Source organism: Luteibacter aegosomatis (genome assembly GCF_023078455.1).
Classification (GTDB): domain Bacteria; phylum Pseudomonadota; class Gammaproteobacteria; order Xanthomonadales; family Rhodanobacteraceae; genus Luteibacter; species Luteibacter aegosomatis.
On sequence record NZ_CP095740.1, the window covers coordinates 839552 to 860000 of the forward strand.

Genomic DNA, 20449 nt, shown 5'->3' on the forward strand with positions numbered 1-20449 from the left:
TGCCTGGGGACGCGGCCCGTTATTCCGGTTGGGTCGCCACGCCGGTCGGGCTGCCGCCGACGGCAATCGAGGCGGTGACCTTGTTGGTCCAGGGGTCGATGACCGAGATCGTGTTCGATCCGGTATTGGCGACGTAGATCCGGCTCGAATGACGATCCACCGCGATCGAACCGGGGCTGTTGCCGACCGGGACGATGTTCGTGGTCTTGCCCTCGGGGTTGATGATGGACACGGTGTTGTCCGCCTGATTGGCGACATAGAAAGGCACGCCGATGATGCTGGTGGCGACGGCCGTGGGAGCGTTCCCAGTCGACACGCTCCTGGTCTTGTTCGTGATGGCGTTGATGACCGATACGTCGTTGGAGCCGATGTTCGCCACGTAGACGACGAGGCCCAGGGGGCCGGTCGCGAGATTCCACGGCGTCGTGCCGACGGGGACGCTGCCGATCAGCTTGTGGGAGCGCGTATCGATCACGGAGACGGTGTCGTCCCCGAGGTTGCCCACGTACAGGCGGTTGAGGGAGGCGCTGGTGGCGAGGCTGATCGGCGCGGCGCCGACGGGCAACGTGTCGCTCACCACGTTGGTCGCGGTCTTGATGACGGATACCGTGTTGTCGCCGAGATTGCCCACGTACACTTCGGCGCCGTTCGGGCTCACCGCGATGCCCTGGGGTTGGTTGCCGACGGCAAGGGTGGCGACCACGGCATGGGTCGCCGCATCGATCACGGAGACCGAACCGTCGTTGGTGTTGGCCACGTAAACGTTCTTGCCGTTCGGGCTCACCGCGACGCCCGTCGGCGTGGTTCCCACCGATATCGTGGCGGTCACGGCATTCGTCGTCATGTCGATGACCGACACCGAGTTGTCGGTCTGGTTGCTCACATAAGCGTTGTCGCCAGGGCTGGCGGCCGCCGGAAGTGCCGTGCCGGCCATCAGCAGCGGAAGGGCGCAACGAAGCGCACGCGTCTTGAATCGAGTCGTCACGTGATGATTCTCCGTGGAATGTGGACGCGAAGGCGCCCGGCGTGAAGCGATGAGGCTTCGGCTTGAATCGTCAGCGCGTGTCCGCGCATCGAGGGCAAGCTATCGACCGGCGATGACGGTTTGGCGATGTGGCTATCACAGGCTTCATGACGGATCGGAGACACCTCTGCACCGAACCGGCACGGCACGCGGGGCACGCGAGCCGCCTGGGCTCTCGACCCGGCGAGGGACGGCCGGAACGACGAACGGTGGCAACGCGGGGTAGGGCGGTTAAAATGACGCCATGCAACCCATCGATCCCTCGGCGTTTCGCCTCACCGTCGCCCCCATGCTCGACTGGACGGACCGCCACTGCCGGTACTTCCACCGGCTGCTGTCGCCCCATGCCCGGCTCTATACCGAAATGGTCACCAGCGCGGCCCTGGTCAGGGGCGGACAGGTGCGCTTGCTCGAACACAGCCACCAGGAGCATCCGGTGGCCCTGCAACTGGGCGGCAGCGATCCGGCGGAACTGGCCCAGGCGGCCGCGATGGGCGCTCGCGCGGGCTATGACGAGATCAACCTCAACGTGGGTTGCCCCTCCGATCGCGTGCAGTCGGGCAAATTCGGCGCCTGCCTCATGCGTGAGCCGGCGCTCGTGGGCGACTGCGTGCGGGCCATGGCCGATGCCGTGGACGTGCCGGTGACGGTCAAATGCCGCATCGGCGTGGACGACCAGGACGAATACGCCGATCTCCAGCGCTTCACCGAGACCATGCTCGCCGCCGGGGTGGGCATCCTGGTGGTGCATGCGCGCAAGGCCTGGCTGCAAGGGCTCAGCCCGAAGGAAAACCGCGAGATCCCGCCTCTGGACTACGAGCGGGTCTATCGCCTGAAGCGGGAGTTTCCCGAGCTCGCCATCGTCATCAACGGCGGCATCACCACCGTGGAGGCCGTGCGCGAGCACCTGGCGCGGGTGGACGGGGTCATGATCGGCCGCGCGGCCTATCACGACCCCTACCTGCTGGCCCGCCTGGAGGCCGAACTCTGCGGCACCCCCATGCCAGGCCGGGCCGAGGTGCTGGAGCACCTGCGCATCTACGTCGAGGCCGAACTGGCCCGGGGTACCCAGCTCAAGCACATCACCCGCCACATCCTCGGGCTCTACCAGGGAGAGCCCGGTGCCCGGGGTTTCCGTCGCCAGCTGTCCGAGGGCTCGCACCTGCCCGGGGCGGACTGGTCGCTCATCGAGTCGGCCCTGGCACCTTTCCGCCGGGCCGCCTGATTCCGTTCAGCTTCGGGCGGGTAGGGGCTGGGCATGATCGGCCGAATTGCCGCATGTACGCCGCGTCCACGCCAGACATGAAAATCACGTTCCGTTCGCTAGCTTTCGCGCTCGTCCTTGCCGCACCCCTTGCCGCCCACGCCGAGCAGGTGCCCTCGCTGACGCTGGAACAGGCGGTGAGCAAGGTGCAGAAGGAGACCGGGGGGAAGGTGCTGTCGGCGGATACGCGGCTGGTCGAGCGCGGCCGGATCACCGAATACCGGGTGAAGGTGCTGACCCTGGACGGCCACGTGAAGGTCGTTCCGATCCGCACGGAAACCGCCAAGCCCCTGGATATGAATGCCGGGGACAACAAGGAGAGACATTGATGCGTATCCTGCTCGTTGAGGACGAGGCGCCGCTGCGCGAGACCCTCGCCGCTCGCCTCAAGCGCGACGGTTTTGCCGTCGACGCCGCCCAGGATGGCGAAGAAGGCCTCTATCTCGGTCGCGAAGTCCCGTTCGACCTGGCGATCATCGACCTGGGCCTGCCCAAGCTGTCGGGCATGGACCTGGTGAAGGCCCTGCGCGAGCACGGCCAGCGCTATCCCATCCTGATCCTCACCGCCCGCGGCAGCTGGCAGGACAAGGTGGAAGGCCTCAAGCACGGCGCCGACGACTACCTGGTAAAGCCCTTCCACGTGGAAGAGCTGCTGGCGCGCATCAACGCGCTGGTGCGTCGCGCCAGCGGCTGGTCGAAGCCGGTGCTGGCTTGTGGCCCGATCAAGCTCGACACCACGGCGCAGACGGTGACCGTCGAAGGCCGCCAGGTCGACCTGACCAGCTACGAGTACAAGGTGCTCGAATACCTGATGCTGCACGCCGGCGAGCTGGTCTCCAAGGCCGACCTCACCGAGCACATCTACCAGCAGGATTTCGATCGCGACTCCAACGTGCTGGAGGTCTTCATCGGCCGCCTGCGCCGAAAGCTCGATCCGGAAAGCACGCTCAAGCCCATCGAGACCGTTCGCGGCCGTGGCTACCGCTTCGCCATTCCGCGCAACGAGGCGGACGAGGACTGATATCCCCGGGTAACGCGGCACGGAACGTCGCGCCGCGTTACGAGGTCGTTTCCACGCATGGACAACGCGTCACCTACCAAGCGTCGCCCGCTGTCGCTGGCCGCCCGCGCGGCGCTCGCCACCGGCTTCGCCCTGGCCGCGTTCCTGGGGTTGACCGGCCTGGCGCAGAACAAGGCCAACTACGCGTCGGAACTGTCGGCGATGCACGATCGCCTGCACAGTTACGTCATCGCCTACATCACCGGTACCGACATCACGCGCGGCGGCAAGGTCACGGTGCCCGACAGCCAGCCGAACGCGGATTTCTCGCGGGTCGGCTCGGGGCTCTACGCGATCATCGTAGGCAACGACGGGTTCCGCTGGCAGTCGTCGTCCGCGCTGGGCCGTGACTTCGATTTCGTGCGCATGCTGCCGCCGGGACAGACGTCCTTCGAGCCGGTGGAGACGCGCAGCGGCAAGCTCTACGTCTTCAGTTACGGCGTCACGCTCGACAGCACCGAACGTCGCAGCGTGCCGTTGACCTTCGTGGTGGCCCAGACCGAAGACCAGTTCGAGCGCCTGGTGGCCACCTATCGCCGCACGCAATTCCTCTGGCTTGCCATGCTCGGCATGATGCTCATGCTGCTGCAGCTGTTCCTGCTGCGCTGGAGCCTGTTGCCGCTGCGTCGCGTGTCGAGCGACCTCGCGCACATCGAGCGCGGTTCGCGCGATCACCTGGACGGCCCCTACCCGATCGAGCTGACGGTGCTCACGCGCCGGCTCAATGCCTTCATCGACAGCGAGCGCGAGCAGCGTTCGCGCTATCGCGACACGCTCGCCGACCTCGCGCACAGCCTGAAGACGCCGTTGGCCGTGGTTCGCTCGCAGATGGAAACCACCAACGACGCGCAGACGCTGCGTGCCGGCATCCTCGACCAGGTGCGCAAGATGGACGAGATCGTCGCCTATCAGTTGTCGCGCGCCGCCACCTCCGGGCGCCGTACCATCGCTTCCGTCGAGCCGATCGCCGGACATGCGGAAGATCTCGTGCAGAGCCTCGAAAAGGTGTACGCCGCCAAGAACGTGCTCTGCGAATTCGAGCTGGAAGATGGCGTGACGTTCCCTGGCGAGCAGGGCGACCTGCTGGAGCTGATGGGCAACCTCGTCGAAAACGCCTTCAAGTGGGCTTCGCATCGCGTGCTGCTCACGGCACGGAGCATCGGCAAGATCAAGGGAAGGAGCGGCCTGGAACTGGTCGTGGAAGACGACGGCCCCGGCATTGCCGACGACAAGATCGAGAAGGTCCTCCAGCGCGGCGTGCGCGGCGACGAGCGCGTGCAGGGGCACGGCATCGGACTGTCGATCGTGCAGGACATCGTCAAGGCGTACCAGGGCGAGTTGCACGTGGATCGCTCCGAAGAGCTGGGCGGCGCGCGATTCCGGGTGCGGCTGCCGCCAGCCTGATTCGCCGATACGATCGGCTCCCGTCCGTTCGGTCGTCGCGCTGTCGCATCCCTTTGCCAATCCACGGCAGGGCGCCTACCGAAGGGGTGGGAGCCGATCGCATCGGCGAACGCTACGAAGCGAGTCAGGTCAGCTTGTCGGCGACGGCCCGTAGAAATCGTCCAGCAGCTTCGCCACTTTGGGTTCGGCCTCGCGCAACGCGGCGGGCTTCGAGAAATGCATCTCGCTCGTCACCGCGAAGAACTCTTCCGGCGCTTCGGCGGCATACGGATCGATGATCGTATGCCGGCCGCGCTCCACGGCCTTCACGAGCTTGTCGAAGGCGGCCTGCATGGTCTGGATCCACTCGCGGCGATTCATCGACTTGGGCAGGGGCGGCACCCCGCTGGCCGGACCGGCGAGCATGTCGAGCTTGTGGGCCATCTCGTGCACCACCACGTTGAAGCCGTCCCAGGGGGCTTCGAGGTCGAGGGCCACGTCGGCGAGCGACAGCACCATGGGGCCCCTGTCCCACGCCTCGCCGATCAACGTGTCGTCGCTGTCGGTCACCACGCCGCTGTGCGCGTCGTAATGGCTGCGTCGCACGTTGAACTCGCCCGGATACACCAGCACGTTGGTCCAGCCCTTGAAGGCGGCGGGCCCGCGTGGGAGGGCGGGCAGGCTCGCCTGCATCGCGATGGCCAGCCGCCAGAAATCGTCCAGTTCGGCGCCACCCATGGCCTGGAAACGTTTCGTGTGGAGAAAGTCGCCGGCGAGGCGGCGCAGGTAATGGCGCCGGGGCTCGTCGAGCGCTTTCGCCAGCGGAACGCGGTCGAGCGCCTGGCGCCACAGTGTGTCGTCGATGGGTGGGGCGGGTGCGCGAAAGCGCGAAAGAAAAGACGAAATCAGGCCCACGAACGATCGCCGCAAAGGATCAGAGCATGGACCCCGGCAGGAGCGATTGCCAACTGGGTGAGCTGGAACGGGACGGCGAGGGACCGTCGTGTGGGCCGTCGCCGACATCGGTCGGTGGCGGCATCGGTGCCGAGTTGCCGCCGGTGCGCGGCGAACCCGCGCCCCGATGGATGCCGGACATCGCATCGCCCCCGGACGCGTCGCGGCCGCCGGACGGCACGTCGCGCGCCCCGCTACCGCCTTCGAAAGACGACGAAGACCCGCTGCCGCCCACGATGAGCAGACGACTGAAGTCGATGTCGGAAGCGGCGGCGGTGCCGTTGGCACCGACGAGGCACAGACATCCGAAGATGTAGGGTCTGGCGTTCATCGGTTTCCCCGTACCCCCTGGGGATACGTCGGGGGACGACCGATCCTCGCAGAATTTTCACGTAGGTGCCAGTGCTGGAGGGGGTAGGCGGCCGCCCGGCGGCGCCGGGCGAAAATCTCGCCGCTGCCCTAGAATGGGCGGATGTCCCGGTCCCTTTCCCCCTTGGCTGCGGCCGCCTGACGGCTCTTCACGGCACGATGCTCGCACGCGATCTCCTGCAAGCCCTCGCCGACGGCGAGCCCGTTTCCGGCGCGGCATTGGCCCGCCATGCGGGTGTGACGCGCGCCGCCGTGTGGAAACAGATCGAGGCGCTGCGCCTGAAGGGTGTGCCCGTCGATGCCAAGGTCGGCGGCGGTTATCGCCTGCCGTGGCCGGTCCAGCTGCTCGACGCGCCAAGCATCCGCCAGTGGCTGCCGGCGACGGCGTCCTCCGCCCTGGGCATGCTCGAGGTGCATTGGGAGCTCGATTCCACGTCCAGCGAACTGGCCCGGCGCAACCCCGTGCTCGACGACCTGGCCTTCGTGCTCGCCGAGACGCAGAGTGCCGGCCGCGGTCGTCGCGGTCGCGCGTGGCTGTCGCCGCCGGGCATGAACCTCTATCTATCGGTGCTTAAGCGTTTCGATGCGGGATTCGCGTCGCTGTCGGGTCTGTCGCTGGCGGTGGGAGTCATGCTGATCCGTGCGCTGGACGATCTGGGCATCCGCACGGCGGGCCTGAAGTGGCCCAACGACATACTGGCGGGCAACGCCAAACTCGCCGGCATCCTCGTGGAATTGTCGGGGGAATATTCCGGTCCGTGCGCGGCGGTGATCGGCGTCGGCCTCAACATTCGCCTTCCCGACAGCGTGCACGAGCGCGCGGGACAACCCGTGACCGACATCGCCGAACTCACGGGCGGCTCGCCGCCCGACCGCAACCGCGCGGCGGCGTCCGTGGTGGCGGCGCTCACCGAGGGCCTCCTGACGTTCGAGCGCCACGGCTTCGCGGCATTCGTCGACGAATACGCCAGCCACGACCTCCTGCTCGGCAAGCCGCTGCGCATCCTCGATCCACGCGGCGAATACGAGGCGGTGGGCGAGGGCGTGGACGGGCGCGGTGCGTTGCGCGTACGCCGGACGGACGGCACCGCGATCACCGTCGACAGCGCCGAGGTTTCGGTGCGCCGGAGCGGCGTCGCATGATCCTGCTGCTCGACCTGGGCAATACGCGGCTGAAGTTCGCGCTCTGCGACGGCGCCACGTTCACCCATCGCGGTGCGTTCGGCTGGGATGCCGACATCGCCCATGAACTGGCACAGCTGTGGTCCGAATGGCCCACGCCCGCGCGCATCCTCGGGGCGTCGGTGGTGGATGGCGCACGCGAAACGGCCGTTGCCGTCGCCGCCGGGAAAGCGTTCGGGCTCGATCCCCACTGGATACGCACGCCCGCGCATGCCTGCGGCGTGACCAACGCCTACGCCGAACCGCATCGCCTGGGCGTGGACCGTTTCCTCGCCATGGTGGACGCCTGGGCCGAGGGGCGCGCGCCCTGCGTGCTCGCCAGCGTGGGCACGGCCCTCACGCTCGACGCCCTCGACGCGGAAGGCCGCCACCTCGGCGGCTGGATCGCGCCGGGTCCGGTGCTGATGCAGCAATCGATCCTCGGTGCCACGGCACAGGTGCGTCCCGGCCACGCGGGCGCGGTACGCGACCTCGCCGACAACACCGCCGACGGCCTGGCTTCCGGGTGCTGGCAGGCATCGGCGGCGCTCGTCGACCGTTTCGTCGCCCGCTCGTCGGCCCGGCTCGGCGGTTCGCCCACGGTGACCCTCGGCGGCGGCGACGCCGACGTGCTGGCACCGCTTCTCGAACGCGAGGTAGCCATCGTGCCCGACGCGGTATTACGGGGCCTCGCCGTGTGGGCACGGTCGCAGCCCGACGCGGGCGATATCCCCTAGAATTCCTTCGCTGCCGGTTCTTACAGGGGAACGCGAGCAGGCCCAACCGGAAGAGCCAAGGCCCCCATGCTGCTGCGTTTGCTGTTCGTCCTGCTGATCGCACTGAATATCGCCGTCGCCGCGTGGTTGTTGCTCGGCGATACCGGTGTGCACGCGGTCGATCCGGCGGACAAGGGCGTGCCCACGCTGAAACTGCTGGCCGAGGCGCCCGCCCGCGCTACGAGCGCGCCGTCGCCGGTGCAGCCCGCTCCCGCCCGTTCCGTCGCACCGCCCGCACCGGCGACGCCCGTCGCCGTCGTGCCGACGGCACCGGAGCCGCCAAAGCCCTCGCCGCCGACCGCCGCACCGCCGCCTCCACAGCGCAGTTATCGCTGCCTCGCCGTCGGACCGTTCGCCAGCCTGGTCGACCTCAAGGCGGCACGCACGACACTGGCACCACGCATGGCCCGCAGCCGCCAGCGCCAGGAGCAGACGAGCGAATCGCACGGCTGGCGCGTGTACCTGCCCTCGCAGGCCACCCGCGAGCAGGCGGTGGCCCAGGCGCGCCGCCTCGAAGCCAAGGGCATCAAGGATTACTTCGTGGTGGGCGCCCAGGGCGACCTGCCCAACTCCGTGGCCCTTGGCCTGTTCCACGACCCGGCCAATGCGCGCAAGCGGCGCGACGAGGTGGTGGCCGCCGGGTTCCCGGCGCGCATGAGCGAACGCACCGAAACCGTTCCCGTGTGGTGGCTCGACGTCGTCGTTTCCGACGATGCCGCCGCCGACGTACGTCGCGCCGTGCGCACCCCCGGTGTCACGACCCGAACCACGGGCTGCTTCTGATAAACTCCCCGCCTTCGCCGGCATAGCTCAGTTGGTAGAGCAACCGCCTTGTAAGCGGTAGGTCCCCAGTTCGAATCCGGGTGCCGGCACCATCCTGTCCGCCGCGCTTCAGCGCAGGTATCGCCTGTCGAACCAGAACGGTTCCACGAAGGCTTCGCTCAGGTACGTTTCCGCCTCGACGTGCGCGGGATTGATCAGGTAATTCGTCGAGTGCGCGAGGATGGCCGAGGGCACGGGCAGGACGAGCGATGCCGATGCCACGAGCCACGCATTGCCGATCGCCTGGCTCGTGGGAACGTTGGCCTGCCATCCGGAAGGCAGGTCGAGTTTCGGGGCGACACTCGCATGCTCGGCCACGTCGATCGCGATCAACTTCAGCGTGAGCGGTATCGTCGTGATGCCGAGGTGCATGTGCGCCATGGCTTCCACCATGGCCAGCGCCGGATGTTCCGCCGCGTAGATGATGGGGCGTCCTTGCGTGTGCCAACGTCCGTCGGCATGGCGACCCCCCGTTCCTTCGAGGCCCGGATAGGCCGAAATACGCCACAGCCGCATTAGAACATGCCATGCGCGGTGCGCATGATCCGCGATTCGATGAGACGTGCGCCGTTGTCGGTGGCCGCCAGCGCCATGGGCGTGATTGGCGTGCCTTCGTCGAGATAGTCCGAGGCCGTGGTGAACCACGCCAGCGCCTTGTCCTCGTCGCCGAACAGTTCCACCGCTTCGGCGAAGACGCGCGCGATGCGCAGGATTCGTTCGGATTCGGCCTCGCTGAAACGGCCTTCGAGGAGGCGGCGCCTCATCGTGCTTTCCGGTGCGACCAGATTGGCGGGGAAATGGAGCTTGCCAGCCACGCGTTTGTACGTGTGCACGGAGATGCCCTTGCCGACCACGCGGATGGCGTCGGCATCGGACCGAATTTTCAGGTCGAGCAGTCGCGCCATGCGGGTGAAGACCGTTTCGGCGATATCGAGGGCGCCGTCATCAGCGAAGTGGGCTACCATGGCAATCCTCCAGTTGGCTGGAATTTTACGCCAAATGGTGGAAGAGGCTAGTCCTCGCCGCCCGACGGTTCATGCAGGCCCCTGCGGCGCTGCAACGTGGCTGTTCCCTGCCGCGGTGTAAACTTGCGGCCATGACCCGGTTTCGCCTGTCGCTGTCGCTCGTGCTGCTCTCGCTGCCCCTCATGGCGTGGGCGCAGGACGTGTCCCGGGAGGCCCTCGCCGCGCGCATGGCCTCGCACGACGCGCCGCTGGTCGTCGACGTGCGTACGCCGGCCGAATACGCCCAGGGTCACCTCGCCGGGGCGCGGAACCTGCCCGTCGACGAGGTAGCCGCCCGGCACGGTGCCCTTGGCGTGCCACGCAGTGCCGACGTGGTGGTCTACTGCAAGTCGGGCAAGCGCGCCGCGCGGGCCCGCGATACCCTCCAATCCCTGGGATACACCCACGTGAGCCTGCTTCAGGGCAGTGCCGACGCGTGGCGTGCAGACGGCCGTCCGATGGTCGCCGAACATCCCTCACCTTGAGTTCCATCCGATGAGTCCTACCACCCGCTCGGTCGCCCTCGTGGGCGTCCCCACCGATATCGGCGCCGGCCACCGCGGCAGCTCCATGGGGCCGGAGGCCCTGCGCGTGGCCAAGCTCGCCGAGCGCCTGTCCGCCCGCGGCATGCACGTGGTCGATCGCGGTAACCTCGCCGGGCCACTCAACCCGTGGCAGCCGCCGAAAGACGGCTATCGTCATCTCGACGCGGTCGTGGCCTGGAATACCTCGGTGCACGAGGCCGTCTATGCCGAGCTGAAGGACGGGCGCCTGCCGGTGATGCTGGGCGGTGACCATTGCCTGGCGATCGGTTCGATCTCGGCGGTGGCGCGGCATTGCCGTGACACCGGCAAGAAGCTCCGCGTGCTCTGGCTCGATGCCCACGCGGATTTCAATACGAGCGAGATCACGCCCTCGGGCAACATCCACGGCATGCCGGTCGCTTGCCTGTGCGGCCACGGTCCCGACGCGCTCACCCGCATCGGCGGCCATGTGCCGGCGACGAATCCCGACGTGTTCCGCCAGATCGGCATCCGCTCGGTGGACGAGGGCGAGAAGCGCCTCGTGCATGAGGTGGGCGTCGATATCTACGACATGCGCTACATCGACGAAATCGGCATAAAAGCCGCGATGGAAGAAGCGCTGGCGGGCGTGGACGAGGATACCCACCTGCACGTGAGCTTCGACGTGGACTTCCTCGATCCGTCGATCGCCCCGGGCGTGGGCACCACCGTGCGGGGCGGCCCGAACTACCGCGAGGCCCAGTTGGTGATGGAGATGATCGCCGATACCGGCCGCGTGGGCTCGCTCGACATCGTGGAGTTGAACCCTGCCTTCGACAAGCGCAACCAGACGGCGAAGCTGGCGGTGGACCTGGTGGAGTCGTTGTTCGGCAAATCTACCCTCATACGCTGAGGCAGCCGGGTTCGCCGATACGATCGGCTCCCACCCCTTCGGTAGCGAGCCTCCTACCGAAGGGGTGGGAGCCGATCGTATCGGCGAACCGCGCGAAGCGCGGCAGGTTGTCGCGGCGTTCGGGTCGCAAGCCACCACCGCGCGGGCTACACTCAAACGGTTACCACCGTCCGTCCAGCCCCAGGTCCCCCATGCACACCCGCGTCCTCACCGGCATCACCACCACCGGCACGCCGCATCTCGGCAACTACGTCGGCGCGATCCGCCCGGCCATCCTGGCCAGCAAGGATCCCAACGTCGACGCGTTCTACTTCATGGCCGACTATCACGCGCTCATCAAGAGCGACGACGCGGCGCGCGTCGAGGCCTCGCGTTTGCAGATCACGGCGACCTGGCTGGCCGGCGGACTGGATCCCGACACCGCCACGTTCTACCGCCAGTCCGACATTCCCGAGGTGCCGGAGTTGATGTGGCTGTTGACCTGCGTCACCGCCAAGGGCCTGCTCAACCGCGCCCATGCCTACAAGGCGGCGGTCGACCGCAACGTCGAAACCCACGAAGACCCCGATGCCGGCGTCACCGCGGGCCTTTACATGTATCCGGTGCTGATGGCGGCCGACATCCTCGCCTTCAATGCCAACAAGGTGCCGGTGGGTCGCGACCAGATCCAGCACATCGAGATGGCGCGCGACATCGCGCAGCGCTTCAACCACACCTACGGTCGCGAGTTCTTCGTGATGCCGGAGGCGCACATCGAGGAACAGGTGGCCACGCTGCCGGGCCTCGACGGGCGCAAGATGTCCAAGAGCTACGACAACACCATTCCGCTGTTCGAAGGCGGCCCGAAGGTGCTGCGCGATACGATCATGAAGATCGTCACCGACTCGCGCGCGCCGGGCGAACCGAAGGAGGCGGACGACTCTGCGCTGTTCACCATCTTCAAGGCCTTCGCCTCCCCGACCGAGACCGCGGCCTTCGCCGATGCGCTCCGTGGCGGCATCGGTTGGGGCGAGGCCAAGCAGGTGCTGTTCGAGCGCCTGGAAGCCGAGATCGCGCCGATGCGCGAGCGCTACGATGCGCTGATGGCGCGCCCCGACGACATGGAAGACATCCTGCACGCGGGTGCCGCGAAGGCGCGCGCCATCGCCGGGCCCTTGCTGGAAACCCTGCGCGAGGCCGTGGGCCTGCGCAGCTATCGTCCGATGGTGAAGGTGGCCGATGTTCCGCCCGCACCTGCCGTCAAGGCCAAGCCGCCGCGCTTTGCCAGCTTCCGCGACGACGACGGCAGCTTCCGTTTCCGCCTGTTCGGTACCGATGGCGAGGAACTGCTGCTTTCCGCGTCCTTCGCCGATCCGAAGGCGGCCGGCACCTTGCGCCAGAAGCTCTCGACGATGGGTGGCGCCTCGGCCGCCATCGAGTCGCACGACGACCATGTCGCATTGCGTGTCGACGGAGAGATCGTGGCCAAGGGCCTGCCCTATCCCGACGAAGTGGCGCGCGCCGCCGCCGTGCTTCGCCTGAGGAGCGCGCTCGACGCGCTCGCCGCCGCCCAGGAAGCCTGAGACCATGCGTTACCTCGCCCTGCTGCTGTTGGCCCCATGGCTGGTGGTGCTGGGGTGGGCGTATTGGGCTTACCCGAAGAGTTTGCCGAGGACGGGTACGCGGCGCGCGTTCGACGCGCTCGCGCTGGTGGCTTCGATCATCGCTTCCGTGCAGGCGGCGTTGCTGGCCTACGACGCGGTGGAGCTTCCCGCCGCGGACCAGTTCGGGCCGAAGAGCGGGGCGATCTGGCAGCAGGTGGTGCCGGCGCTCTACGGGTATGGGGCGTTTCTGGCGGTGCTGGTGGTCGCGTTGGTCGTCCGCCAGGTGATCTGGAAACGGCGGGCTTCGTAAGGGTTCGCCGATACGATCGGCTCCCACCCCTTCGGTAGTAAGGCCTCCATCAAGGGATTGCATCCCTCGGTAGTAAATCGCGGCCGGAGGTTTGCTTAGGGGGCAGACGCCTCGCTACCGAAGGGGTGGGAGCCGATCGTATCGGCGAATCAGGCTGGCCTCAGTCCCACCGGTTGAGGTGCGGCCCAAAGGCCTCGCCCTGCCTGTCCACCACGCAGAACCGATGCCCCGTCGGGGCTTCCATGACCCACCAGCGTTTCACGAAGCCGATGCGCTTTGCGCCCAGCTGCTCCAGCCGGTCGGCTTCCGCGGCGACATCGTCGGTCTCGATATCCAGATGCACGCGGCTGGGATGCTCGACCCGCTGCAGCAGGATGCGCAGCTCGTCGCCCTGGGTTTTCAGCGAGGCGTACTTCCCGTCGCCGTCTTCGTCGGTGCTCTCGATGGATTTGCCCAGCGCGCGGCTCCAGAACTGCGCGGCGGTGTCCAGGTCGATGTCCTGGCAGTCGAGCACCAGGGTGCATAGCCGGCTGTGATGCATGACGGAAGCCTCCCGGGAAGGAGGCCTCACGTTATCACCGCCCGCGCAGACGCGCCGTGAGGCCCTTGAGGAAGTTGCGCAGGAACTGGTCGCCGCACAGGCGGAAATTGCTGTGCTTCGGTTGGCGGAAGAGGGCGTTGATTTCGCCCCGGGACGCCGTGAAACCGACCTCGCCCATGATGGCGAGGATGTCGTCTTCCTTCAGCTCGAAGGCCACGCGAAGCTTCTTCAGCACCACGTTGTTGTTCACCTTCGGATCGACGGGGCGGGGCGGCTGGCTTTCGTCGCGGCCGCGGCGATGCACGATGAGACCGTCGAGGAAGTGCGCCATGGCGACGTCGGGCATGGCCGTGAAGCCCGGCTCGTCTTCCTTCGTGAGCCAGGTTTCGATGTCGTCGCGGGTGGCCTGGTAGCCGGTGAGGGCGAGGATGTCGACGACGTGCACGTCGCCGAGGTCGAGCATGTAGCGGATGCTGCGGAGGGTGTCGTTGTTCTGCATGCGCGCAAGGATACCGCGAGCATGATTCGCGGATACGATCCGCTCCCACCCTCCGGTAGCGGCGTAGCTACCAACGGGGTGGGAGCGGATCGCATCCGCGAATCGAGGCTGCCTCAGTTCGGCAATCCCAGATCGTCGATCATCGCCTTCAGGAAGCGCGCGGCCTCGCCACCGGTGGCGGCGCGGTGATCGAAGGTGAGCGACAGCGGCATGCGGCGGTGTACCTCGATGCCGCCCATCACGGCGACCACGTCGTGGCTGAGCTTGCCGGCGCCGACGATGGCGACGGTCGGCGGCACCACCACCGGGGTGGCGTAGCGGCCGGCGAACATGCCGAAGTTGCTCAGGCTGATGGTGTAGCCGGAGAGCTCCGAGGCCGGGATGCTGCGATCTTCGACCGAGCTGCGCAGGCGTTTGATCGCGGCGCGGATGCCTGCGCCGTCGAGCACGTCGGCGTTACGCAGGGCCGGCACGAACAGTCCGTCGTCGGTGTCCACCGCGATGCCGATGTCCACGTGCGGATGCAGCGTGCGGGTGAGGTTCTTGCCGTCGAACCAGGCGTTGAGCGCCGGCACGGCCTTGCACGCGGCCACGATGGCGCGGATGAGGCGGGCGGTGATGTCCTGCTTGCCGATCCAGGCGTGGAGGTCGGCGTCGTCGACGATGGTGGTGGGCACCACGTTGGCGTGGGCCTCGGCCATCACGCGGGCCATGTTCCGACGCACGCCCTTGAGCTGCTCCGGCTGGCCCATGGCTTCCGCGCCCGGGGGCGCGGTGCGGACGGGCTTGCCCGCCAGCGAGACGGCCGTGCGCTGCGGTGCCGGGCCCGGCTCGGGCAGGGTGGGGGCCAGGTGCTGCGCGGACGCCGGACGGGCCGGGGCGGCACCGGCCCGCGCGCTGCCGTTGGCGGCGGCGTTCTTGACGTCCTGCATGGTGATGACGCCACCGGCGCCGGTCGGCTGCACGCGGGTGAGGTCGACCTTGAGCTTCTTGGCGGCGGCGCGCACGGCCGGCACGGCCTTGACGCCACCGGCGCTGGAGACCTGCTCGGTGTGCACGGCGTTGCCGCTGACCATGGCGCCCACGACGGTGCCTTCGTCTTCGCGATCGTTGCCGGATTCGATCTCGCCGCCGTCGTCGGACGCGATGACCTTGTGGCCGTCGTCCGGCGCCGGGCTGCCCACGCCCTTCTTCGGGCCGTGGTGGTGGCCGGTGGACTCGGCCTCGGCGCGCTGGCGCGCGTTCGGATCGATCTCGAAGTCGGCCAGGGCGGCGCCGGTCTCGATGATGTCGCCGGTGGCGCCGTGCAGCTTCTTCACGGTGCCGGAGTACGGCGAGGGCACGTCGACGACGGCCTTCGCGGTTTCCATCGACACCAGCGGGGCGTCGAGCTTGATGGTGTCGCCTTCCTTGACGTGCCATTCCACGACGGTGGCGTCGGGAAGGCCCTCACCGAGGTCGGGCAGGTAGAAAGTCTTGATGTCGGCCATGGTGGATCCTCAGGATGCCGCGAGCGTGCGCTCGGCGGCTTCGACGATGCGTTCGACGCTGGGCAGGTACTTCATTTCCAGGCGGAACAGCGGGATGTGGGTATCGAAACCGGTGACGCGTTCGACCGGCGCGAGCAGGCTGTAGAGGCATTCCTCCGACAGGCGCGCGGCGATCTCGGCGCCGAAGCCGGCGGTCTTCGGGGCTTCGTGCACGATGACGCAGCGGCCGGTCTTGGTGACCGACTCGGCGATGGTGTCGAAGTCGAGCGGCGTGAGCGTGGCCACGTCGATCACCTCGGCGCTGATGCCCTTCTGGGCCAGCTCGTCGGCGGCCTCGAGGCACTCCTTCACCTGGGCGCCCCAGGTGACCAGGGTGACGTCGGTGCCGTCGCGCAGCACGAAGCACACGTCGAGCGGCAGGGCCTCGCCGTCGTCGGGCACTTCTTCCTTGTACTGGCGGTAGATGCGCTTGGGCTCGAAGAAGATGACCGGATCCGGATCGCGGATGGCGGCCAGCAGCAGGCCATAGGCGCGGGCCGGGGACGAAGGCATCACCACGCGCAGGCCGGGGATGTTGGTGAACAGGTGCTCGTTGGCCTCGGAGTGATGCTCCGGCGCGCGGATGCCGCCACCCCAGGGGGCGCGCCATACGGCCGGCACGGTGATGCGGCCGCGGGTGCGGTTGCGCATGCGCGCGGCGTGGCAGGCGATGTGCTCCATCATCGGGTAGATGAAGCCCTCGAACTGGGCTTCGGCCACCGGCTTCATGCCCTGGGCGGCGAGGCCCACGGTGAGGCCGGCGATGGTGCCTTCGTCCAGCGGCGTGTCGATGACGCGCATCTCGCCGAACTGTTCCTGCAGGCCCTGGGTGGCGCGGAAGACGCCGCCGTTCACGCCGACGTCCTCGCCGAGCACCACGACGCTGTCGTCGTTGCGCATTTCGTAGGCGAGCGCCTGGGTCACCGCTTCGATAAGAGTGATCTGTGCCATGGGATGGGATCCTTACTTGCGATCGAGCGAGGCGACGAGTTCGCGCTGCTTTTCGAGGTCGGCCGGCAGTTCGGCATACAGGTAATCGAACATGGCCGTGGCCGGCTGCACCTTCGATTCCAGGTAGGCGTTGACTTCGTTGTCCATCCAGTCGTCGCACTCGGCCTTCCAGGCTTCTTCCTTCGCGTCGTCCCACTTGCCCTTGGCTTCGAGCCACTTGCGCAGGCGCGGCACGGGGTCGCGTTCCCAGGCGTCCTTCACTTCCTGCTCGCCGCGGTAGCGGCGGGCGTCGTCGGCGGTGGTGTGGTCGCCGAGGCGGTAGGTGACCGCTTCGATCACCGAGCCGCCCTGGCCGGAGCGGGCGCGCTCGAGCGCGTCTTCCATGGCCTTGCGCACGGCGATGATGTCGTTGCCGTCGACCTGGATGCAGTACAGGCCGGCCGCGATGCCCTTCTGGGCGAGCGTGCCCGAACCGCTCTGGATGCGGCGCGGCACCGAGATGGCCCACTGGTTGTTCACGATCACGGCGACCAGGGGCAGGTTCTGCGCGCCGGCGACGTTGATGGCGCCGTAGAAGTCGCCCTTGGACGAACCGCCGTCGCCGATGGTGCACACGGCCACGCGCGGCTCGTTGCGGATCTTGAAGGCCAGCGCCGAACCGGCGGCGTGCAGGCACTGCGTGCCGATGGGCACGCACCAGGCGAAGTCGTGCGCGGGCGCATCGGCGAAGTCGTTGCCGCGCTCGTCGCCACCCCAGTAGGTGTAGACCTCGCGCGGCTTCACGCCGCGGTACAGCTGCGCGCCGTACTCGCGGTAGGACACGGCCAGGGAATCTTCACGGCGCATGGCGCTGCCGATGCCCACGTGCGCGGCTTCGTGGCCGAGGCAGGAGGCGTAGGTGCCGAGCTTGCCGGTGCGCTGGAGCGCGATCGACTTGGTGTCGAACACGCGGGTGGACACCATGAGCTTGTAGAGCTCGACCATGTGGTCGAGATCCTTGGCGAATGCGGGCAGTTCCTTGCCGGTTTCCTTGCCGTCCTGGTCAAGGTATTGCAGGTATTCGATTTCGAACTTGGCGGCGATGGACACGACTCGCTCCCAGGGGATTGGTTAGAAACGACACGCACGAGTGGGGAAGCGGCCGGGCCCATCCAGCGGGGCGCGACACGGCTTTGGGGTCTTGCGAGCCGGACTAGATATCAGGGGTATTATCACCCGGCAAGGCACGGCGCAGCATGGGGTTTTTCTCCAGGGCCCGGAAATGGCGCTCTGGCGCGGGTTCCGGGGGTGTCAACCCCGTTTGTGCAAAAATGCCCCATGGCCCATCCGCAGCGTGACCTCGAACCCGGCATCCGCACCGACCTCGACGGCCGGATCACCTATGGCGGGTATCTCAAGCTCGACCAGCTGCTCACGGCCCAGGTGCCGCTGAGCGAGCCGGCGCACCACGACGAGATGCTGTTCATCATCCAGCACCAGACCTCCGAGCTGTGGCTGAAGCTGATGATCCACGAGCTCGACGCCGCGCTGGCCTTCCTTCGCCGCGACGATCTGCAGAACACGCAGAAGGTGCTGGCGCGGGTGAAACAGATCCAGCGCCAGCTCTACGAGCAGTGGGGCGTGCTGGAGACGTTGACGCCGGCCGAATACCTGCAGTTCCGCGACGTGCTCGGTCCCTCGTCGGGATTCCAGTCGCTGCAATACCGCATCGTCGAATTCATGCTCGGCAACAAGCACGCCGACATGCTGCGCGTGTTCGAGCACGATCCGCCGGGCCACGCCCGGCTGCGCGCCGTTTACGAAGCCCCGGGGCTCTACGACGAATACCTGCGTTTCCTCGCGCGCCGCGGCCATGCCGTGCCCGCGGACATCCTGGTGCGCGACGTGGCTCGTCCGTGGGAGCCGCAGCCCGCGCTGCTGCCGTTGCTGCGGCGCATCTACGAAAATACGGCCTCGTACTGGCCGGAGTACCACCTGAGCGAGCTGCTGGTGGACATCGAGGAATCCTTCCAGCTGTGGCGGTTCCGCCACATGAAGACGGTGGAGCGGATCATCGGGTTTCGCGCCGGCACGGGCGGATCCTCCGGCGTGGCCTTCCTGCGCAAGGCGCTGGAGCAGAGTTTCTTCCCGGAATTGATCGAAGTGCGCACGATCCTGGGTACGTAAGATTTGACGCAAACGGCCGGGGCGGTTACACACGCACCTCGACGCCGTTTTCACGCACCCGAGGGATTCCATGACAGCGACCGCCCCAGCCGACGCCCGGGCCGTGCCCGATTATCCGCAGACCCTGGGGCATCCGCGCCCCCTGTGGATGCTCTTCATGACCGAGTTCTGGGAGCGTTTCGCCTTCTACGGCATGCGTTGGGCGCTCACGCTATACATCGTGGCGGAGTTTTTCTCCGGCGATCCGTCCGGGCAGGGCTATGCCAGCCGCACCTACGGCGCCTACCTGGCCCTGGTCTACGCTTCGGCGATCTTCGGCGGCTACGTGGCCGACCGCGTGCTCGGCTACCAGCGCTCGATCCTGCTCGGCGCGGTGGTGATGGGTCTGGGCCTGTTCATGGTGATGGTGCCGAACCAGGACGTCTTTCTCGCCGGCCTGGCCACGGTGATCGTCGGCAACGGCCTGTTCAAGCCGAACATCTCCTCGCTGGTGGGCCAGATCTATCCCGTGGGCGACGACCGTCGCGACCGCGGCTTCACCATTTTCTACATGGGCATCAACATGGGCGGCTTCCTCGCCCCGCTGCTCACCGGCTGGATCGCCTCGGTGCTCACCGACACGCCCTTGCAGCAGAACTACCGTGCCGTGTTCCTTTCCACCGGCATCGGCATGGCGATCTGCTTCGTCTGGTTCCTGATCGGGCGCAAACAACTCCAGGGCGTGGGCGTGCCGCCGCCGGAGCGTGACGGCACCAAGAGCTTCATCGCGGTGCTGGTGGGCATCCTCGTCGCCATTCCGCTCGTTTACCTGCTGATGGCCAAGGCCGGTGCGATCTTCATCGCCTGGCTGCTGGGCATCCTGTTCATCGGCGTGGCGGCGATGCTGGTGGTGGAGGCCGTGCGCCACGACCGCATCCAGATCCACCGCGTCATCGCGATGCTGCTGCTGTTCGCTTTCAACGTGCTGTTCTGGATGTTCTTCGAGCAGGCGGGCAGCTCGTTCAACTTCCTCGCCCAGAACATCGTCGACCGCCAGATGTTCGGCTGGGAATTCCCCACCGGCTGGTTCCAGTCGGTGAATTCGGCCGCGATCCTCATCTTCGCGCCGCCGGTGGCGCTGGCCTGGGCGTTCCTGGCGAAGTTCCGCAAGGAACCGTCGATCCCGCGCAAGTTCGGCCTGGGCCTGATCTTCAACGCGCTGGGCTTCCTGGTGCTGATGTACGCGCTGAAGAGCCTCGTCGACGGCCGCGGCCTGATTCCTTTCTGGCCGCTGGCGGCGTGCTACGTGGCGCAGACCATCGGCGAGCTGTGCCTGTCGCCGATCGGCCTGTCGATGGTGACCAAGCTGGCGCCGCTGCGCGTGGTGGGCCTGGCGATGGGCGGCTGGTTCCTCTCCACGGCCATCGGCAACAACCTGTCGGGGCTGCTCGCCGGCCACATCAGCGGCGAGAGCGGCATGACCGTGGCCTCGGCGCTATCCGGCTTCAGCTTCAGCTTCGAGCTGCTGGTGGGCGCGGGCATCGTGCTGTTCCTGATCGCGCCGCTCATCAACAGGTTGATGCACGGGATCAAGTAACGCTCCGCAGGATTCGCCGATACGATCGGCTCCCACCCCTTCGGTAGGAAGCTCACTACCG

The 20449-nt window shown here is 67.4% G+C and carries 23 protein-coding genes and 1 tRNA gene; 14 read left to right on the plus strand and 10 right to left on the minus strand.

The features are described 5' to 3' along the window. Positions 1 to 19: 19 nt before the first annotated feature. On the minus strand, positions 20 to 985 hold the full coding sequence (locus L2Y94_RS03690; RefSeq protein ID WP_247373194.1) for a YVTN family beta-propeller repeat protein: 966 nt from the start codon (positions 983 to 985) through the stop codon (positions 20 to 22). Between the two features lie 283 nt (positions 986 to 1268). Here L2Y94_RS03690 and dusA point away from each other — a divergent pair, with 283 nt between their 5' ends. Genes dusA through L2Y94_RS03710 form a run of 4 tightly spaced genes read left to right on the plus strand, consistent with a single transcriptional unit; the run spans position 1269 to position 4752 of the window. Then, a complete protein-coding gene (gene dusA / locus L2Y94_RS03695; RefSeq protein WP_247373196.1) occupies positions 1269 to 2249 on the plus strand; it encodes a tRNA dihydrouridine(20/20a) synthase DusA in 981 nt (326 codons plus the stop codon). Between the two features lie 53 nt (positions 2250 to 2302). Then, on the plus strand, positions 2303 to 2617 hold the full coding sequence (locus L2Y94_RS03700; RefSeq protein ID WP_247373198.1) for a PepSY domain-containing protein: 315 nt from the start codon (positions 2303 to 2305) through the stop codon (positions 2615 to 2617). After that, complete coding sequence (locus L2Y94_RS03705; protein ID WP_144914935.1) at positions 2617 to 3309, plus strand: response regulator transcription factor; 693 nt, start codon at positions 2617 to 2619, stop codon at positions 3307 to 3309. Before L2Y94_RS03700 ends, L2Y94_RS03705 begins: the two co-directional genes overlap by 1 nt. Positions 3310 to 3366: 57 nt before the next feature. After that, positions 3367 to 4752 (plus strand): ATP-binding protein, encoded by a 1386-nt coding sequence (locus tag L2Y94_RS03710; protein ID WP_247373200.1) that lies wholly within the window; start codon positions 3367 to 3369, stop codon positions 4750 to 4752. A gap of 129 nt (positions 4753 to 4881) precedes the next feature. On the opposite strand, the gene L2Y94_RS03715 is transcribed toward L2Y94_RS03710, so the two are convergent. Next, entirely contained in the window at positions 4882 to 5646 is a 765-nt protein-coding gene (locus tag L2Y94_RS03715) for a M90 family metallopeptidase (RefSeq protein WP_247373201.1), read from the minus strand. Between the two features lie 19 nt (positions 5647 to 5665). Further along, entirely contained in the window at positions 5666 to 6016 is a 351-nt protein-coding gene (locus L2Y94_RS03720; RefSeq protein WP_247373202.1) for a hypothetical protein, read from the minus strand. Positions 6017 to 6213: 197 nt separating this feature from the next. Between L2Y94_RS03720 and L2Y94_RS03725 the strand changes: the two genes are divergently transcribed. The 4 genes from L2Y94_RS03725 to L2Y94_RS03740 all read left to right on the plus strand — a co-directional run bounded on the left by L2Y94_RS03725 (position 6214) and on the right by L2Y94_RS03740 (position 8866). Further along, the gene (locus tag L2Y94_RS03725; RefSeq protein ID WP_247373203.1) at positions 6214 to 7197 is read left to right on the plus strand and encodes a biotin--[acetyl-CoA-carboxylase] ligase; all 984 of its coding nucleotides are present in this window, start codon (positions 6214 to 6216) and stop codon (positions 7195 to 7197) included. Continuing rightward, entirely contained in the window at positions 7194 to 7952 is a 759-nt protein-coding gene (locus L2Y94_RS03730; RefSeq protein ID WP_247373204.1) for a type III pantothenate kinase, read from the plus strand. The genes L2Y94_RS03725 and L2Y94_RS03730 overlap by 4 nt, the downstream gene beginning before the upstream one ends. 66 nt (positions 7953 to 8018) lie before the next feature. Next, positions 8019 to 8774, plus strand: coding sequence for an SPOR domain-containing protein (locus L2Y94_RS03735; protein WP_247373205.1), 756 nt, complete (start codon positions 8019 to 8021; stop codon positions 8772 to 8774). 16 nt (positions 8775 to 8790) lie between these two features. Further along, positions 8791 to 8866 (plus strand) — tRNA-Thr (locus tag L2Y94_RS03740). Between the two features lie 16 nt (positions 8867 to 8882). On the opposite strand, the gene L2Y94_RS03745 is transcribed toward L2Y94_RS03740, so the two are convergent. Beyond that, positions 8883 to 9329 (minus strand): RES family NAD+ phosphorylase, encoded by a 447-nt coding sequence (locus L2Y94_RS03745; RefSeq protein ID WP_247373206.1) that lies wholly within the window; start codon positions 9327 to 9329, stop codon positions 8883 to 8885. After that, positions 9329 to 9778 (minus strand): antitoxin Xre/MbcA/ParS toxin-binding domain-containing protein, encoded by a 450-nt coding sequence (locus tag L2Y94_RS03750; protein ID WP_247373207.1) that lies wholly within the window; start codon positions 9776 to 9778, stop codon positions 9329 to 9331. The genes L2Y94_RS03745 and L2Y94_RS03750 overlap by 1 nt, the downstream gene beginning before the upstream one ends. Before the next feature lie 131 nt (positions 9779 to 9909). On the opposite strand from L2Y94_RS03750, the gene L2Y94_RS03755 reads away from it, so the two are divergent. The 4 genes from L2Y94_RS03755 (at position 9910) to L2Y94_RS03770 (ending at position 13126) form a co-directional block, all read left to right on the plus strand. After that, positions 9910 to 10302: a rhodanese-like domain-containing protein gene (locus tag L2Y94_RS03755; RefSeq protein ID WP_247373208.1), complete on the plus strand. Its 393-nt coding sequence runs from the start codon at positions 9910 to 9912 to the stop codon at positions 10300 to 10302. Positions 10303 to 10312: 10 nt separating this feature from the next. Beyond that, the gene (gene rocF / locus L2Y94_RS03760; RefSeq protein ID WP_247373209.1) at positions 10313 to 11233 is read left to right on the plus strand and encodes an arginase; all 921 of its coding nucleotides are present in this window, start codon (positions 10313 to 10315) and stop codon (positions 11231 to 11233) included. Between the two features lie 191 nt (positions 11234 to 11424). Beyond that, positions 11425 to 12795 (plus strand): tryptophan--tRNA ligase, encoded by a 1371-nt coding sequence (locus L2Y94_RS03765; RefSeq protein WP_247373210.1) that lies wholly within the window; start codon positions 11425 to 11427, stop codon positions 12793 to 12795. Positions 12796 to 12799: 4 nt separating this feature from the next. Continuing rightward, positions 12800 to 13126: a hypothetical protein gene (locus L2Y94_RS03770; protein ID WP_247373211.1), complete on the plus strand. Its 327-nt coding sequence runs from the start codon at positions 12800 to 12802 to the stop codon at positions 13124 to 13126. A gap of 160 nt (positions 13127 to 13286) precedes the next feature. Here L2Y94_RS03770 and L2Y94_RS03775 read toward each other — a convergent pair whose 3' ends face one another. The 5 genes from L2Y94_RS03775 to pdhA all read right to left on the minus strand — a co-directional run bounded on the left by L2Y94_RS03775 (position 13287) and on the right by pdhA (position 17735). Continuing rightward, entirely contained in the window at positions 13287 to 13667 is a 381-nt protein-coding gene (locus tag L2Y94_RS03775; RefSeq protein ID WP_247373213.1) for a VOC family protein, read from the minus strand. Positions 13668 to 13701: 34 nt separating this feature from the next. After that, positions 13702 to 14166 (minus strand): YehS family protein, encoded by a 465-nt coding sequence (locus tag L2Y94_RS03780; RefSeq protein ID WP_247373214.1) that lies wholly within the window; start codon positions 14164 to 14166, stop codon positions 13702 to 13704. 113 nt (positions 14167 to 14279) lie between these two features. Next, complete coding sequence (locus tag L2Y94_RS03785; RefSeq protein ID WP_247373215.1) at positions 14280 to 15656, minus strand: dihydrolipoamide acetyltransferase family protein; 1377 nt, start codon at positions 15654 to 15656, stop codon at positions 14280 to 14282. A gap of 9 nt (positions 15657 to 15665) precedes the next feature. After that, the gene (locus L2Y94_RS03790; RefSeq protein ID WP_144914899.1) at positions 15666 to 16646 is read right to left on the minus strand and encodes an alpha-ketoacid dehydrogenase subunit beta; all 981 of its coding nucleotides are present in this window, start codon (positions 16644 to 16646) and stop codon (positions 15666 to 15668) included. Positions 16647 to 16658: 12 nt separating this feature from the next. Continuing rightward, the gene (gene pdhA / locus L2Y94_RS03795) at positions 16659 to 17735 is read right to left on the minus strand and encodes a pyruvate dehydrogenase (acetyl-transferring) E1 component subunit alpha (protein WP_247373216.1); all 1077 of its coding nucleotides are present in this window, start codon (positions 17733 to 17735) and stop codon (positions 16659 to 16661) included. A 228-nt stretch (positions 17736 to 17963) separates the two neighbouring features. On the opposite strand from pdhA, the gene L2Y94_RS03800 reads away from it, so the two are divergent. Both L2Y94_RS03800 and L2Y94_RS03805 read left to right on the plus strand, forming a co-directional pair. Continuing rightward, positions 17964 to 18812 (plus strand): tryptophan 2,3-dioxygenase, encoded by an 849-nt coding sequence (locus L2Y94_RS03800; RefSeq protein ID WP_247373217.1) that lies wholly within the window; start codon positions 17964 to 17966, stop codon positions 18810 to 18812. A 70-nt stretch (positions 18813 to 18882) separates the two neighbouring features. Next, entirely contained in the window at positions 18883 to 20388 is a 1506-nt protein-coding gene (locus L2Y94_RS03805) for a peptide MFS transporter (protein ID WP_247373218.1), read from the plus strand. Positions 20389 to 20449: the final 61 nt, after the last annotated feature.